The sequence below is a fragment of the Bradyrhizobium sp. CCBAU 45394 genome (assembly GCF_028128655.1).
Classification (GTDB): domain Bacteria; phylum Pseudomonadota; class Alphaproteobacteria; order Rhizobiales; family Xanthobacteraceae; genus Bradyrhizobium; species Bradyrhizobium diazoefficiens.
Genome location: NZ_LBIX01000161.1, coordinates 25,488 through 40,836, shown reverse-complemented (window position 1 = coordinate 40,836; position 15,349 = coordinate 25,488). Strand labels below are relative to the sequence as shown.

The 15,349-nt window shown below is 63.4% G+C and carries 19 protein-coding genes and 1 pseudogene; 11 read left to right on the top strand and 9 right to left on the bottom strand.

Annotated features, from left to right (window positions below; genetic code table 11):
• Window positions 1-80 precede the first annotated feature (80 nt).
• The 4 genes from WN73_RS19740 to madL are packed head-to-tail and all read right to left on the bottom strand — an operon-like array spanning window position 81 to window position 2,183.
• Window positions 81-293: a hypothetical protein gene (locus tag WN73_RS19740; RefSeq protein WP_162494055.1), complete on the bottom strand. Its 213-nt coding sequence runs from the start codon at window positions 291-293 to the stop codon at window positions 81-83.
• On the bottom strand, window positions 268-987 hold the full coding sequence (locus WN73_RS19735; RefSeq protein WP_271554470.1) for a GntR family transcriptional regulator: 720 nt from the start codon (window positions 985-987) through the stop codon (window positions 268-270). The genes WN73_RS19740 and WN73_RS19735 overlap by 26 nt, the downstream gene beginning before the upstream one ends.
• Entirely contained in the window at window positions 988-1,752 is a 765-nt protein-coding gene (gene madM, locus WN73_RS19730) for a malonate transporter subunit MadM (protein WP_011084096.1), read from the bottom strand.
• Complete coding sequence (gene madL / locus WN73_RS19725) at window positions 1,749-2,183, bottom strand: malonate transporter subunit MadL (protein ID WP_028173629.1); 435 nt, start codon at window positions 2,181-2,183, stop codon at window positions 1,749-1,751. The genes madM and madL overlap by 4 nt, the downstream gene beginning before the upstream one ends.
• 193 nt (window positions 2,184-2,376) lie before the next feature.
• On the opposite strand from madL, the gene mdcA reads away from it, so the two are divergent.
• From mdcA to WN73_RS19690, 7 genes are read left to right on the top strand one after another with little or no spacing between them, the layout of a single operon-like run.
• Window positions 2,377-4,023 (top strand): malonate decarboxylase subunit alpha, encoded by a 1,647-nt coding sequence (gene mdcA, locus WN73_RS19720; RefSeq protein ID WP_271554467.1) that lies wholly within the window; start codon window positions 2,377-2,379, stop codon window positions 4,021-4,023.
• 10 nt (window positions 4,024-4,033) lie between these two features.
• A complete protein-coding gene (gene mdcC, locus WN73_RS19715) occupies window positions 4,034-4,351 on the top strand; it encodes a malonate decarboxylase acyl carrier protein (RefSeq protein ID WP_028173631.1) in 318 nt (105 codons plus the stop codon).
• Window positions 4,348-5,262 carry a biotin-independent malonate decarboxylase subunit beta gene (locus tag WN73_RS19710; protein ID WP_271554465.1) on the top strand — a complete coding sequence of 305 codons (915 nt, stop codon included), beginning with the start codon at window positions 4,348-4,350 and terminating at the stop codon, window positions 5,260-5,262. Before mdcC ends, WN73_RS19710 begins: the two co-directional genes overlap by 4 nt.
• Window positions 5,249-5,989, top strand: coding sequence for a biotin-independent malonate decarboxylase subunit gamma (gene mdcE / locus WN73_RS19705; protein WP_161533165.1), 741 nt, complete (start codon window positions 5,249-5,251; stop codon window positions 5,987-5,989). Before WN73_RS19710 ends, mdcE begins: the two co-directional genes overlap by 14 nt.
• Entirely contained in the window at window positions 5,982-6,629 is a 648-nt protein-coding gene (mdcG, locus tag WN73_RS19700) for a malonate decarboxylase holo-[acyl-carrier-protein] synthase (protein ID WP_271554464.1), read from the top strand. The genes mdcE and mdcG overlap by 8 nt, the downstream gene beginning before the upstream one ends.
• Window positions 6,626-7,474, top strand: a complete 849-nt coding sequence (gene mdcB / locus WN73_RS19695; protein ID WP_271554463.1) for a triphosphoribosyl-dephospho-CoA synthase MdcB — start codon at window positions 6,626-6,628, stop codon at window positions 7,472-7,474. Before mdcG ends, mdcB begins: the two co-directional genes overlap by 4 nt.
• On the top strand, window positions 7,474-8,394 hold the full coding sequence (locus WN73_RS19690) for an acyltransferase domain-containing protein (RefSeq protein WP_271554462.1): 921 nt from the start codon (window positions 7,474-7,476) through the stop codon (window positions 8,392-8,394). The genes mdcB and WN73_RS19690 overlap by 1 nt, the downstream gene beginning before the upstream one ends.
• Window positions 8,395-8,578: 184 nt before the next feature.
• Here the strand turns inward: WN73_RS19690 and WN73_RS44710 are convergent.
• From WN73_RS44710 to tnpA, 4 genes and pseudogenes are all read right to left on the bottom strand, one after another.
• A pseudogene (locus WN73_RS44710) lies at window positions 8,579-8,756 on the bottom strand (IS256 family transposase); the annotation flags it as partial.
• 618 nt (window positions 8,757-9,374) lie between these two features.
• A complete protein-coding gene (gene tnpC / locus WN73_RS19685; protein WP_271554528.1) occupies window positions 9,375-10,853 on the bottom strand; it encodes an IS66 family transposase in 1,479 nt (492 codons plus the stop codon).
• A 122-nt stretch (window positions 10,854-10,975) separates the two neighbouring features.
• Window positions 10,976-11,332, bottom strand: coding sequence for an IS66 family insertion sequence element accessory protein TnpB (gene tnpB, locus WN73_RS19680; RefSeq protein ID WP_028141379.1), 357 nt, complete (start codon window positions 11,330-11,332; stop codon window positions 10,976-10,978).
• Window positions 11,329-11,760 (bottom strand): IS66-like element accessory protein TnpA, encoded by a 432-nt coding sequence (tnpA, locus tag WN73_RS19675; protein ID WP_049824163.1) that lies wholly within the window; start codon window positions 11,758-11,760, stop codon window positions 11,329-11,331. Before tnpA ends, tnpB begins: the two co-directional genes overlap by 4 nt.
• Before the next feature lie 606 nt (window positions 11,761-12,366).
• Between tnpA and WN73_RS19670 the strand changes: the two genes are divergently transcribed.
• From WN73_RS19670 to WN73_RS19655, 4 genes are all read left to right on the top strand, one after another.
• Window positions 12,367-12,573, top strand: a complete 207-nt coding sequence (locus WN73_RS19670) for a cold-shock protein (protein WP_271554461.1) — start codon at window positions 12,367-12,369, stop codon at window positions 12,571-12,573.
• Between the two features lie 11 nt (window positions 12,574-12,584).
• The gene (locus WN73_RS19665) at window positions 12,585-12,818 is read left to right on the top strand and encodes a hypothetical protein (RefSeq protein ID WP_271554460.1); all 234 of its coding nucleotides are present in this window, start codon (window positions 12,585-12,587) and stop codon (window positions 12,816-12,818) included.
• Window positions 12,819-13,017: 199 nt separating this feature from the next.
• Window positions 13,018-13,317: a hypothetical protein gene (locus WN73_RS19660; protein WP_271554458.1), complete on the top strand. Its 300-nt coding sequence runs from the start codon at window positions 13,018-13,020 to the stop codon at window positions 13,315-13,317.
• Between the two features lie 477 nt (window positions 13,318-13,794).
• Window positions 13,795-14,082: a hypothetical protein gene (locus WN73_RS19655; protein WP_271554456.1), complete on the top strand. Its 288-nt coding sequence runs from the start codon at window positions 13,795-13,797 to the stop codon at window positions 14,080-14,082.
• Between the two features lie 501 nt (window positions 14,083-14,583).
• On the opposite strand, the gene WN73_RS19650 is transcribed toward WN73_RS19655, so the two are convergent.
• On the bottom strand, window positions 14,584-14,832 hold the full coding sequence (locus WN73_RS19650; protein ID WP_271554454.1) for a hypothetical protein: 249 nt from the start codon (window positions 14,830-14,832) through the stop codon (window positions 14,584-14,586).
• Between the last annotated feature and the right edge of the window lie 517 nt (window positions 14,833-15,349).

Below are 15,349 nucleotides of genomic sequence, written 5' to 3'. Positions count from 1 at the left end.
GGATCGACCGGCGGTCGGAAGAAATTGTCTTGATCAGATGCATGTCCACCCTCTGCGCTGCGCGGCGAAAGGAGCAGCGATCAATGGAACACCGATGACAGGGCGGTGACAGTCTGATGATGCCGGACGTTGCCCCGGCAGGGAATACGATCTGGTTGGTCGCACACACCGGCCTCGTCAAAACGGAAAAGCCGCGCGCCCTGCTGGCAACTCACGCCCGCACCGATCTGCCTGGCTTGCTGCAACAACGGCGCACAACCGCAATCGTCAGGCGTTGTCAGGTCCAGGCCCATCGGCCTGTCCGCCGAGGCGATCATCGATGTAGCGCCGAAGCGCCGCGGCCGCGTTCAGCATATGCGCCCGCATCCTGCGCGATGCGGTGTCGCCGTCGCCTTCGGCGATCGCCTGCATGATGACGTCATGCTCGTCGCGGGACTTGCGAATGCGATCGCCATGCCGCAATTGCGTGCGGCGAAAAGCGCTGAGACGCGAGCGGACATCCTGCGCCTGCTCGGCCAGAAACGAGTTGTGCGTCGCCCGGTAGATGCATTCGTGGAATTCCCGGTTGAACGCGTCATAGGCATCGACATCATTGGCCTCGACCATCTTCAGCGAGGCGTCATGCAGCTCGATCAAATGGCTGCGCTCGAGCGGGGTCATGCGATAGGTCGCGAGCCTGACGCACATCGCCTCGACCTCGGCACTGGTCTCGAACATGTCCATGATGCGCTCGGGCGTCATCCGCGCCACGACGAGGCCGCGCCGCCCCCGCACTTCGACCAGGCCGCTGACCACGAGCTGGCGAAGCGCCTCCCGCACCGGCGTGCGGGAGGCTCCGAAGCGATCGGCCAGCAGCTGCTCTTCCAGGGCGGAACCGGCGACCAGCGCACCCGAGGCGATCTCGTCGGTGAGCGCGTTGCGGATGCGATCGGAGAGCAGCCCGCCATCGTCCTCGGCGTCGGCTGCGACTTTCAACAATCCTGCCATTCAGCCTCCCGTGATCGCGCGCACCGCGAAGTAAAGAACAGAGGGCGCGACCAGACACCCGAGCCCGGTGTGGAACGTCGCCGTCAACGCACCGTAGGGCACCAGGCGCCGGTCCGTCGCCGCCAGCCCTCCGGACACGCCGCTGACCGTTCCCATCAAGCCGCCAAACACCATTGCGCTGCGCGGATTGTTCAGACCGATCATCTTCGCCACGAAGGGCGTACCGATCATGACGATCACCGCCTTGAATACACCGGTCGCGATCGAGAGCGCAATAACCGGCGAGGATGCGCCGATCGCAGCCCCCGTGACCGGCCCCACGATGTAGGTCACCGCGCCGGCGCCGATCGTCGTCATCGAGATGGCATCGGTGTAACCGAATGCCGCGGCGACGAACACGCCCAGAATGAACGGGACGACAGTTCCGAGCCCAAGCGCGACCGCACCGATCGCCCCGGCCTTGCGCGCGTGAACGACATCGACCTCGAAGGCGGTCGCGACGATGGCGAAGTCGCGCAGCATGGCTCCGCCCATCAGACCGATCCCGGTCAGCGCCGGCAGGTCGGCGACGCCCTTTTCACCGCCCGTGGCGAGGCCTCCGAAAAAGGCCAGCACGAGACCCAGCATGATCGCGATCGCCGAGCCGTGGATGCGTCCGAAGGTGAGGTATTTCGAGATCGCTCCGGAGACCCACATCAGGATCCCGACGGCCGCGAAAGCGGTGAGCAGCGAGTTTGCAGCAAGAATGTGCGATATCATCGTCATCCGATCCTCCCGGACTTGAAGTGGGGCACGCTCGCCTCGAGCGCCTCTCGCGCCTCGATCTCGTCCATGGTCTCGACCCGGCCGCTGAGCCGGCCGATCAGGGCCACCATCGCGAAACACACGGCGACCGCGCCGATCCCCGCGATGACGACGATGGGACCGCCTTTGGCCGCAGCGACGACGTTCTGCTGCGCCGCCATGGCGACCACGATCGGAATGTAGAAGCTGCCCCAGAACTCGACGCCGGTCTTGAGACCGTGGCTGAGCAGGCCGTGCCGCACCAGCCAGAGCCGGGCGGCGATCAGGAACATCATCGCAATGCCGACGCCGCCGACATTGGCCTTAACGCCGAGGGCGATGCCGAGCAGGTCCCCCAGCAAGACCCCCAGCAACGTGCAGATGGAGAGCAGCGCTACGCCGGAAACGGTCACGGGCGCCTCCCCTGAACGAACGGAGCTCCGGCCACGCGACTTGGACGCCTTGCATGCATTCGCATCTTAAATCTCCTCCTGTGTATGCGAATATCCATCGCTTATGAGTTTGCGTATACACTAATTGACATTAAGGCGCAATACGCATACATTCGGTACAAATGAAGGCAACCTCGCATGCCAAGGAGCCGAGATGAGCAATTGGGGTATGCAAAAGGCCGCTCTGGGAGAGCGCCTGACGGCCGGCCGGCGGCACGCGAAGGGAAAGATCGTCCCGCTCCCGAGCCTGCCCGCGTTTCTCGCGGCCGTGATCCGATCAGGCGACCGGGTGTGCCTGGAGGGCGACAACCAGAAGCAGGCCGACATCCTCGCCGCGGCGCTTGCGAACCTCGACCCCGCTGAGATCAGCGACCTGCACATGGTGCAGTCCGGCGTGGTCCTGCCCGCGCACCTCGATGTCTTCGAGAAGGGCATCGCGCGGCGGCTCGACTTTTCCTATTCGGGCCCGCAATCGGCGCGCATTGCGCGCATGCTGTTCGGCCGCAAGATCGAGCTCGGCGCGGTCCATACCTATCTCGAGCTGTTCGCCCGCTACTTCATCGATCTCACGCCGAACGTCGCGCTGATCGCAGCGGTGAGCGCCGACAAGGACGGCAATCTCTATACGGGACCGAACACCGAAGACACGCCGACCGTGGTCGAGGCGACGAGTTACAAAAATGGTCTCGTGGTGGCGCAGGTCACCGAGATCGTCGACAAGGTGCCCCGCGTCGACATTCCCGGCGACCTCGTGCATTTCGTGGTCGAAGCCGGCAGGCCGTTCTATGTCGAGCCGCTCTTCACCCGCGACCCCGCAGCCATCACCGAGACCCAAATCCTGACGGCGATGCTCGCCATCAAGGGCATCTATGCGCCCTACGGCGTGCGCCGCCTCAATCACGGCATCGGCTTCAACACCGCCGCGATCGAGCTGTTGCTGCCGACCTATGGCGAGAAGCTCGGCCTCAAGGGCAAGGTCTGCACCCATTTCGCGCTCAACCCGCATCCAACCCTCATTCCGGCGATCGAATCCGGCTGGGTCGACCAGATCCACTGCTTCGGGTCGGAAGTCGGCATGGAGGACTATGTCGCGGCGCGCTCCGACATCTTCTTCACCGGCCCCGACGGCTCGCTGCGATCCAATCGCGCCTTCTGCCAGACGGCCGGCCTCTATGCCTGCGACATGTTCATTGGATCGACACTCCAGATCGATCTCGAGGGTCACAGCTCGACGGTGACGACGAGCCGCATCGCCGGGTTCGGCGGCGCGCCCAACATGGGATCCGATCCACATGGCCGCCGCCATCCGAGCGAACCCTGGCTCAAGGCCGGCGCTGAAGCGGACCCTCACTCCAACGCCGCGCTGCGCCGCGGCCGCAAGCTGGTGGTGCAGATCGGCGAGACTTTTGGCGAGCGCAATGCTCCGCTGTTCGTCGAGCGGCTCGATGCGCTCGAGCTGGCGCGCGAGCTCAAGCTCGATCTCGCGCCGGTGATGGTCTACTCGGACGACGTGACCCACATCGTTACCGAGGAAGGCATCGCCAACCTCCTGATGTGCCGCAGCAAGGACGAGCGCGAGCAGGCGATCCGCGGCGTCGCCGGATACACCGACATCGGACGCGCGCGCGATGCGAAGCTGGTCGAGCAGCTCAGGCAACGCGGCGTCATTCGTCGTCCCGAGGATCTCGGCATCGATCCGCTCGACGCCGACCGCCGCCTGCTGGCGGCCCGCTCGATCAAGGACCTCATGCTGGCCTCCGGCGGCCTCTACCGTCCGCCCAGCCGCTTCCGCAACTGGTGAGGAGTTTCGCATGGAAAAGCTCAGTTTCAGGCTGACCGCAGCCAGATCCGCCGGCGGCACCCGCGCGCAGGCGATCGTCGGCGTCGTCGCCTCCGGCAATCTCGAAGTGCTGCTGGAACGCGCCTCGCCGGCCGACATGTGCACGATCGACATCGCAACCGCAGCTCACGGTTTCGGCGCGGTGTGGGACGCCGTGGTCCGCGACTTCGTCGCCCGCCGCTCTGCCGGCGGCTTGCGCATCTCCATCAATGACGGCGGAGCCCGGCCGGACACGGTCGCGCTGCGCCTTGCGCAAGGCGTCCGCAAGATCGAGGAGCCGGAACGATGACACAGGTCGCAGCCAACACTATTTCGCTGAGCTGGTACGAGGCGAGCGCCCGGCAGCGCATCGACGCGCTGGTCGATGCCGGCAGCTTTGCCGAATACATCGGCCCCGAGCTGCGCGAGATCAGCCCGCATCTTTCGATCTTCGACCTGCCGGAGCAGTTCGACGACGGCATCGTCATCGGTCACGGCCGCCTGGAGGGGTCGCCGGTGCTCGTTGCCGCGCAGGAGGGACGCTTCATGGGCGGCGCCTTCGGCGAAGTCCACGGCGCCAAGCTCACCGGCCTCCTGCGCGCGGCGCGTACGCTCAAGCACGACGTGCTGATCCTGTTCGACACCGGCGGCGTGCGGCTTCAGGAAGCCAATGCCGGCGAGCTCGCGATCGCAGAGATCATGCGCGCGTTGGTCGAGGCACGCCGCGCCGGCATCAACGTCGTCGGCCTGATCGGCGGACGTGCCGGCTGCTATGGCGGCGGCAGCCTGATCGCCGGCACCTGCTCGCGCCTGATCATCTCCGAGCAGGGCCGGCTCAGCGTGAGCGGCCCCGAAGTGATCGAGACCAACAGGGGCATCGAGGAGTTCGACTCGCGCGATCGCGCGCTGGTCTGGCGCACCATGGGCGGCAAGCACCGCTATCTCATCGGCGGAGCCGACACGTTCGTCGACGACGAGGCGCTGGCGTTTCGGCATGCTGCGATCGACGCGCTCAAGATCAAGCGTGGCTGCGACGCCGGCGTACTCGCAGCCGAGCAGAATCGCCTGGAGCGGCGCCTGCAGCGTTTCGGTGAAGCCGAGGACGCCGTCGAGATCTGGCAGGCGCTTGGTATCGACGCGCCGACCGAGATCCCCGCGCTTCCGACCGACGCCTTTCTTCACGCGGCAGACACAAGGGAGAACGCCGATGACGCTCGATGACATCCTGGCCGGCCTGTTCCCGAACGGCCGAAAGATCGAAACGACCGGCGCGATGATCGCGGGAACGGCGACCCTGCCTGACGGCGGACTGATCCACGTGCTCGGCATCACGCAAGGACAGCCGCTCGGCGTGGACGAGGCGATCGCGCTCGCAGGGCGCGTGATCGAGATTATCAAATCTGGGGATCGCGCGCCGATCCTGGTCCTGGTGGATTCCGCCAGCCAGCGCATGAGCAAGCGCGACGAGTTGCTCGGCCTCAGCGAATATTTGTCGCATCTCGCCAAGGTACTGCTGCTCGCGGAAGCGGAAGGACACCGCACCGTCGGCCTGCTCTACGGCGGCAGCGCGGCCGGTGCGTTCATCGCCACCGCTCTTGCCACCGGCACGCTGGTGGCGCTTCCCGGCGCGCATCCCGCCGTGATGGATCTGCCGTCGATGGCGCGGGTCACCAAGCTTCCGATAGAAGTGCTGAAGGCCAAGGCGGAAGCGACACCCGTTTTCGCGCCCGGGCTCGACAATATGGTCCGCACCGGCGGCATTCACGTCGTCTGGGACGAAACTGCGCCCCTGGCGCCGCAGCTTGCGGCCGTGCTGGCACAGCCTGCCGGACGGGACGAACGCAGCCGGCTCGGCGCGGAGCGGGGCGGACGCCGGAAGGCGGCCGAGATCGCCGATCGGGTCGTCGCACTCGCCGCGATATCGCAGCAGGGAGCGCAACATGGCTGAAGCGCTCGCGCGTCACACCATGGTGAAGGCCTCGGCCGCCGGATGGGCTGCCGTGATGAGCCGCCATCCCGAACTCGCCAGCGAGTCGATCATCGACGGCTGGGCGCGCGCCGACCGCCCCCTCATCGTTCGCCGGCCGGCTTGCAGCGATGCCGCCGGCATGATTCCGCTCGGCCTGCCGCTGCCGCCCAGCCACGGCAAACGGCGCATCGCGCTCGCGCTCGCACCCGGCGACATCATCGCATCGGCTCCGCCGCCATCCTTGGCCGATGCGGCCGCCGCGGCACCTGCGCGCTGGCGGGAGACGATCGGCCTGCTGCTCCAGCTTCTGCCGGAGACACGCACCTTCGGCAGCCTGGCCTGGCAGCATCTCACCGGCCTGCCCTATCTTTCCGACAGTTCGGACCTCGATCTGCTCTGGCCGCTGTCGTCGGCAAGGCAAGCCGACACGCTGCCGTCGGACATCGGCCGGATTGCGAACCAGGCGCCGATGCGGCTGGACGGCGAGATCGTTGGTCGCGCGGGAGGGGTCCAATGGCGCGAGCTCATCGGAGCTGACGACGATGAAGTCCTCGTGAAAGGCCCCGCCGGCGTCATCAGCACGACGCGCGCCGCGTTTCTGACGGGGAGTCTGTCGTGAACGTCGCGCTGAGATGGCAATCGACACCTGCCAACGCGCCCGATGCGGAGCAGCTCGGTGATCTGGCGTCGCGTTGCCTGAAGCTCGAAGTCGAAACTCATCCGAAGCCGGGGCTCGTCAGCCATGTCGACAATGGCGCGCACAGCGACATGGACGCCGGGCTCTTGTGCCGCAGCGCCGATACCTTGAGGCCATTCCTCCGTGATCTGGCGCTTGCCGGAGCCGAAGGCGCCGGCATGAGCCGGTTGCGCGCGATCGGGGTCGCCGCTGAGCGCGCCATGCTCGCGGAAACCGGAGGCGTCAACACGCATCGCGGCGCGATCTTCGGACTGGGTCTGCTCTGCGCCGCGGCCGGATATCGCGGTGCGCTCGGCATTCGCAAATCGCTCGGCGATCTGGTGTCGCAGCGCTGGGGCGAAGATATCCTTTCGGGTCCCATATCCTTGCGCAGCCACGGCGCCATGGCCTCGCGGCGTTACGGTGCCGGCGGCGCCAGGGCGGAGGCGGCTTGCGGCTTCCCATCGGTCTACGAGATCGCCCTGCCCGCCCTGCATACTGCACGACAGCTCGCGCCTTGCGATGAGGAAGCGGTCCGCGTTCAGACCTGCATGACGCTCATCGCCGATGTCACCGACACCAACCTCCTGCATCGCGGCGGAGCGGAGGGTTTGCGCTACGCCCAAGACAGCGCATCCGCATTTCTTGCCGCCGGAGGCGTTGGACGTCACGGTTGGCGCGAGCGAGCCATCGAGATTCATCAGGCATTCGTGGCACGCAATCTCAGTCCCGGCGGCTCGGCTGATCTGCTGGCCATGGCCCTCTTCGTCGATCGGCTGGAGCCCTGATGCTGGCCCTGCTCTGCGGTGGACAAGGCACCCTCTCGGACAAGATCTTCGATCTGGCCGCCGGTCAGCCTGCCGCGGAGCCTGTTTTCGTCGGGGCAACCGCGCATCTTGGCGAGGATCCGCGGCAGTTCGTCCGGACGCACAGCGCAGACGAGCTGTCCGCAAACCATGTCAGCCAGATCCTGACCGTCACGTCGGCACTCGCGATCCATGCCTGCATGGCCGATCTCCTGACCGAACCTGCGGCCGTCACCGGCTACAGCGTCGGCGAGATGACCGCCTGGAGCATTGCAGGGATATGGACCGCCGATGAAGCCTTGCGATTGACGGCTGTTCGCGCGCGCCTGATGGATAGCGTCGCCGGCCCCGACGGCCGCCTCGGCTATGTCCGCGGGCTCGACCCGGCCGCGCTCGAACGCCTGCTCGGGAAGCATCGCTGCGAGATCACGATCAGGAACCCCGATCGTCTCGTTGTCGTCGGAGGCGCCGAGCAGGACGTGATCGACCTCTGCGAGGAAGCGATACGACAAGGCGCCACGCGCACAGGTCTTCTCGCCGTGAGAATCGCCTCGCACACACGGCAGCTCGAACAGGCCTGCCACCCCTTTCAACTGGCGCTCGACGCCAGCACACGCTCCGCCATTGCAAGCCAGCGCGTCCTGCTCGCCGGAGGCGACGGCGAGCGCATCTTCTCCGCGAGCAACGCAACAGCAAAGCTCGCCTGCCAGGTGGCGCGCCCGATCGACTGGTCGGCGACGCTGGAAGCCCTTGCGGAGCTGGGCGTCAGCAGGGTGCTGGATCTCGGTCCAGGACACGCGCTCGCCGAGATGATGCAGGCCTTCCTTCCCTCCATCCGCTGCTACGCGGCGGACGGATTTCGCACGGTCGATGGCCTGCGAAACTGGATTGCGGCCGAATAGCCAATCGGCAGCGCGAAGCCGTTGGAATTACAGAATTGCTTTGGATATTGGGCTGTTGGAAGAGCCGGATGGTGCGCCATTCAGAATAAAACTACGAACTCGTACATTATTGAAATTGCTATGTAAATAATCTTCCGATACCGGGGCCGAACGATTGGTGATGCCATTAACCGATGTTCCGAGCCTTATTAGAGCATCTGCGCTTACGGATAGCGACCGAACCGATACCGGTCATCACCTCGCGCTTCGGCAGGTGACCGTGGCGGAAACCGCGTCGGTGACCGTCCGCGGCTTCAAATCGGCATACTGCCGAGAAAGTCCCACCTCGACTACCTGGGCAGAAGGGCACGTGCACCTTTGCGCTATCTGGGCATATCGCACCTTCGATGGAGCAGTGGAGGGGGCAAGCACCCTATGATATGCCGCCTTTCCGATCTCCGCCTGAGGCTGACAGCGTGCATAGCACGCCACCCTTAGACGCATCTGTAAGTCCGCTGAGCGGGCTGGCTATCCAAGAACGGGAGCGGCAAACAACCCTCCGGCGCCTTACCAGACTCAGGAAAGAGGCATCTGCCGATATAGAACAGCTGATCGCCTTCCTGGACGGCTCCGACCCATACGTGATGACCGAGCGGGAAGAGGTGGTCGACGACGTGGCGTGCCATACCGACAAGTTGGAGGTGAGCGAGGGGGACGATGAGGACGCTGGAGACGACGAGCCGTCCCTGGGCAGCCTCGGCCCGCGGGAACCGCCGGAAACTGAACCGACCTTGAGCACGAGCACGACGGCACCCAGCCGGACGATAGCGGGATTGACATGGAAGGCCTGCTTGAGCAGGTGGGCTCGTAGAGCTGGCAACTGGACGGGTATGTCTAATGCGCCTGATCCGGCTTCTGCTCGGCCGGCTGTGCTTTAGGCCGAGCATTCGCATCGCCATAACCGGCGCGGTGATCAGCGGGCTCAAGAGTAAGCGTCGTTCTTAGGCCACAGCTTTGAGGGCTTGAGCGCGGTAGGCCCAAGGCAATAGCTGGTCGATGTCGCGGTTGGGATGACCGCTGACGATCCTGGTCAAGACGTCCGTGAGATAGGCGAGCGGATCGACGTCGTTGATCTTGCAGGTCTCGACCAAGGTTGCGACGATGGCCCAATGTTCGGCGCCCCCGTCGGATCCGGCAAACAGCGCATTCTTCCGACTGAGCTTGATGCCACGGATTGATCGCTCGACCGTGTTGTTGTCGAGTTCGATGCGGCCGTCATCGATAAAGCGCGTTAAGCCTTGCCAGCGCGAGAGGGCGTAGCGGATGGCCTCGGCGAGCTTGATCTTCTGGCTGATGAGAGCCAGCTTGGCGCGCAGCCATACCTCGAAGGCATCGGCCAGTGGTCGGCTCTTCTGCTGCCGCACGAGGCGCCGCTCCTCCGCACTGCGGCCGCGGATCTCCTTCTCGATCGCATAGAATGCGGCGATGTGCTTCAGCGCCTCACTCGCGATCGGAGCGGGGCCGGCTGTCGCGAGTTCGTAGAAGTTGCGCCGCATGTGCACCCAACAGAAGGCGAGCTCGACCCCGCCACGTTCGGCAAGCTTTGGGTAGGCGTTGTAGCCATCGACCTGCAGGACGCCCTTGAAGCCAGCAAGATGGCTGAACAGCCGCTCGGCTTTTCGATCGGGTGCATAGACATAGGCGATGCCGGGCGGATCTAGGCCGCTCCAGGGCCGGTCGTCGGCGGCATAGGCCCAGAGCTGGCCGGTCTTGGTGCGCCCTCGACCGGGATCGAGCACCGGCACCGTGGTCTCGTCGGCGAACAGCTTCGACCTTGCTCTAAGTACCGTGAGAAGGCGCTCGTGCAGCGGGCGCAGATGGAAGGCGGCATGCCCAACCCAGTCCGCCAGCGTTGATCGATCGAGATGGATGCCCTGACGGGCGCAGATCTGGGCTTGCCGGTAGAGCGGCAGATGATCGGCATATTTGGACACCAGAACCTGGGCGACGGTTGCCTCCGTGGGCAGGCCCCCCTCGATCAACCGGGCCGGAGCCTCGGCCTGCAGGACGCCATCTCCGCAGCCTCGGCAGGCGTATTTGGGACGTCGGGTGACGACAACGCGGAACTGCGCCGGCACCATGTCCAGCCGCTCGCTCTTGTCTTCGCCGATCTGGTGCAGTTCGCCCTGGCAGCAGGGGCAGGTCTTGTCGTCGATGTCGACAACGACCTCGATCCGCGGCAGATGCGCCGGCAGTGCTCCGCGATTGACGCGCCGCTTGCGTGCGCGCTCCACTCGGCCTTCAGGGGTTGTCTCGTCCTGACCGGCCTCGGCAGAGGCTGCGACCTGTTGGACGTCCTCGAGGCCCAGCAGCATCTGCTCCTCGGGGAGCGTCTCGGCCTTCCGGCCAAAGCGGTGGCGTTGCAGCTCCTTGATAATCTGACGCAGCCGTTCGCTCTCGTGAAGCGCTGCCAGCAGCATCGCCTTGAGCGTCTCAGGATCATCAGGAAGGTTATCGCTCACTGGCAAATCAGAGCATATTCGTGCCCGCCTGACGACGCGCTCGATGCCCCTGATTCACTTCGCCGCAGCGCGACCCACAATTATCCGGCTTGCGTCGGGACGATCGTCTCCCGTGCCGCGTGGACACGCCGCCAATCAAGCCCTTCGAGCAGCGCCGACAATTCCGCCGCCGACAAACGCATCACGCCATCCTCGATCTTCGGCCAGCGGAAGACGCCTTCCTCGAGCCGCTTGGCGAACAGGCACAAACCGGTACCATCCCAGAAGATTAGCTTGATCCGATCCGCGCGTTTGGCACGGAACACATAGACCCCACCCGAGAACGGATCGGCCTGCATGTGCTCGCGCACCAACATAGCAAGCCCCTCCATTCCCTTGCGGAAGTCGACCGGCTTGGTTGCCACCATCACCCGAACAGTTCCGGACGGGCCGATCACCGGCTTGCCTTCAGCGCATGGACGATGGCCGCAATCATCGCCACATCCGCGCCTCGGCCCACCCGGATAGTGACACCTTCGGCTTCGATCTCGATGCCTCCGGCATCTGGCTTGGCCTTGCGTCGCGCTGTCTTGCGCTCATGGCCAACAGCCGCGACTGGGGTCATGGCGTCTACCACCGCCGGTACAAACGGCGGATCGTCAGGCATCGGCGTCGGCAACCGGCGTGCTTGCCGGCGCCAGGTGAACACTTGTTGTGGGCTCAGCCCGTGTCGCCGGGCAATCTCGGAAACGACCGCGCCTGGTACCAGCGTCTCCTCGACGATCCGGGCCTTGTCGTCCTTGGAGAACCAACGACGGCGTCCCGTCTCCGTGATCACTTCCAGCCGGCGCGCCGTCACGTCCGACTTAAGCGTATGGTCAAGCATAGACACAAGCCGATCCCTTCAAAGAGATCGTGAAACTCGCTTATCCCATGTGCCGCGAGAAGGTGGGAGCGAAACGACGCTTACGCTCAAGATTGCTTCGGCGCCGTCTTTCCCGCGCTACCGCTACTAGTATCTGGGCTCGTCGGTTCACGCTGGTAGGCCTCTATGCTATAAGGCAACCCGCGACCGGGCGACACTGGCCGCAATCCTAGTTACCTTATCGCCGGCTCCCAAGTCGGCCGTTTTCTTTTGGGAGATGCCGTTAACGGTTCAATCGATCACTCAGATCAAGCCATTGTACAGTTGCGTCGCGTCAGCTAGAAAAATCCTATCCCAGCGTCAGTAGTGTCTGTGGGTTATGATTACGTACAAAGGGTACCATATTCAGCGAATAGCATCCGGGCGCAGGCACTTTGCCCGTATTACGCGGACAGACGGTCAGAACATCCGAGTTGTCTTTCCGACGTCAGAGCATCCCTACCTTGACACAAAGCCGACCGCGACCGCGGAGGAGGCGGAGGAACTCGCCAAAGCGGGTATCGATTTCGGCGGGGTGGTGTAGACCGAGAACATTTCAGTTTTTCCAAAAGAATTGGAGTAGCAAGCGTGGCGATGGGCACGGTGAAGTGGTTCAACCCGGCAAAGGGCTATGGTTTCATTCAGGCGGACAATGGCGGGCCGGATGTATTTGTTCATATCAGTGCAGTGGAGAAGGCGGGTTTCAGTGCGCTGGCAGAGGGTGCCCGTGTGAGCTACGAGCTTAGGGCGGGGCAGTCAGGCAAAATGTCCGCTGAAGATCTGCGGATTGGCTGATGACCTGAGCGATGTCCAAAGCCATTGAGCTGATCGTTGCCGGCTATGTGAAGGTGAAGGATCGCCGGGCGCTTGAAGAGCTGAGTTCGCATCGCCGCAAACTCCTATCGGACTTGCAGGCCGTTACTGGGCTTGACGCGGCTGGCGCAATCCAGGGGATTCAGGACGAGTTGGCAGCGATCGAGGCCGGTCTGGAGCAACTGAAGCCGCCGCCCGGCACAATTCCCGAGAACGAATGGCAGTAAGACTGGACCGCCGGTTTACGCCCGCGTGCCTACGTGCCAACCTTGAACCGTGCCGTGTCGATCGCGCGGAACGTCGCGGCACCGGCCGCGGGAGCTGTACCAGAGCGGCTCCTGCGGTCAACGCCACATCGTATACTCGGCTCCTAGGGATCAGTTCTTGGAAAAATCGGTAAATTGCACTTGCTCCTGGAAGGGCACCATGTTTGCTGAAGAAGTACTCTCCGGCGTTCACGATGGCACCGTTGCCGGGGTCGCGCGGAATTTCCGGGTTGATTGTCCTCAACACGGACGGCGCATACACCAGGGCATGGGACATCACAGCACCGTACAGGAAGTGGAGCTGAAGGGGCTTTTTAAGAAGCATCGTACGGAGCTGAAGGCCAAGCTTGAGAGTTCCGAGAGAACCAGGTTTACCCGCGCGCTTGAGGGCAAGCTTCGGCCTGAAGTCCACGAGGTCGAAAGATGGAAGCGGCTGCTGGAAGCTATCGTTGCCGCCTAACCTTACGCAGCGTCACTAGCTCCGCAGCGGCGTGTCAATGTGCAGCCACGCGTCATGCACATCGGCAGAATATCAAGGTTTGTGAATGCTCAAACTTGGGGTGCGCCTAGTCGTCGGCGCGTCCCTAGCCGCATCGCACTGCGGCAAGAAAGAATCGCCAAGAAGAGGGCGAGAGAGATCACCGTGGGCGGTTCCCGCACGGGCGGCTGGGGGCTAGTAAGGGCAGCCTCGCTCACCGCCGCTCAGCGTAAGGAAATCGCACGAAAAGGCGCCAATGCACGCTGGACGAAACGCGACGTCGCCAAGGTCGATGCCTGACTTAGCCGACGTCGAGCCCTCTAGTAACCACGGCTTCATGCACCTTCTAAAGTTCGAAGTGATCGTTAGTTGGCAGCCGTTTCACGCCGGTCCTGTCCTCAATGCCAGGAACTTACTGCCTCCTAAGACTTTGGTTCGTACACAATTGAGGGACCAGTCATGGGAAATTCTCGCAGTCTGATTATCAGCGGCGTTGCTGCCTTAACGCTCATTGGCTCTGCCGGAGTTGTGAGCACGTCGTCGTGGGCGCAGGGCTACTCTTACCGTGACGCGGAGTCCCGCTACTATGGTGATTATGGTGAGACGCGACGCGAACGGATGATTGAGCGAAACAACGCGCGTCGCCAGAGGATGATCGAACGCAACAATTATCGGCGGCAGGAGCAAATCTATGAGAACAACGCCGCGCGTCAGGACATGATCAACCGTAACAACTGGGGCTGGTAGGGCGGAGAGACAGCCCCGGCTTCAGGGGGCTTTTGAGGGTAGGCCGGGGCCGCTCCGCCAGCTCGGCGGCGAGCATGGCGAGACTCAAGGCAATCCGATAGCCTTCGTTCCATCGCTCCAAAACTTTTTAGGTGGCGCGGAAGCGTCCGCGCAACTCACGCTGCAACTATCAAGCGCGATCGGCAAGCAGACCGGCAGTCACTTTCCAACTACGGCATTCGATCTTGCCGGCGAGCCAGCGCCAAGACAGCGAATAGTAGCAGCAAACAAAAACCAGCCAATCACTTCCATTTTTGACGCCCCCCGGCTTTGGGGAACATATCGGTCGCGGCCCCGTTTGCTACTCTGCCCGACGGAGCGGCGGAGGATTGTTGGGGACAAAGGTGTAGACCCCGGAATTTTACGGGTAGTCGCGTTTGTAAGTCGATAGTCGGCCGGCTCGGGCGGCCGTCGTCGTTTTATTGGTTGGCAAAAAGGCCGTAGCTCGCAAGAGGCCGTAGCTCAGTGCAGCGTCAGTTGAGTTGGTGCGCTCCGAAGGGCTAGTTGAGCCTGACATGCGTCAATGTCGGCCTGACGTGGCGAGGGAAGCGCATTGACGTTATCCAGAGCTGCGATCAATTCCGGCAACCAAGCGGCGCTTGTGGCGGCAGCGATCGATGCGGCCGAGCTATTTGCGCCCTGGGTATTCATGCCTGAAATCGAGGCTGAGATCACATCGTTGTAAATCGCGTCTAGAAGCATGTTCAACATGATCGCCGTCCCCTTATTGGTTGGCAACCAAGCTAGGCATGGATTGTTTCAGGGATTCTTCGTGGAGCTGCGGAATAGCTTCGTGGGCGTCGCGAGGCTCTCGGCGTGTTGGCAGCCTGTCGCGTCTAACAGACACAATTTTCTACGGTCATGAGCCCGCTTGTGGCTAGGGGTACGCACTCGCGCTTCCTAACGCCGGACTACTATTTCGCTGTTTTGACCGATACCTTGTCAGTCATTCGAAGCGCGTAATCACATTTCCACAGCAGCCAAATCAACCGCCCAGGCCATATACGACTATCGGTCGGACAGCGCAGTCGACGAGGCCATAGGTTTTGCTGAGGACTCCTGCAGCCGAGCGCGTCATGAGCGGCGTATCCTTTGTATTCCATCATAGCGATATCAACGCCCAGCTCGAAACGGCCATCCACGATCGCATCGATAGAGCCGTCAGCGCGGAAATCAAGAGGCGTGCCGTCGAAAATGCAATCAGCGGAGAAGTCGTTAGGGACCCTTA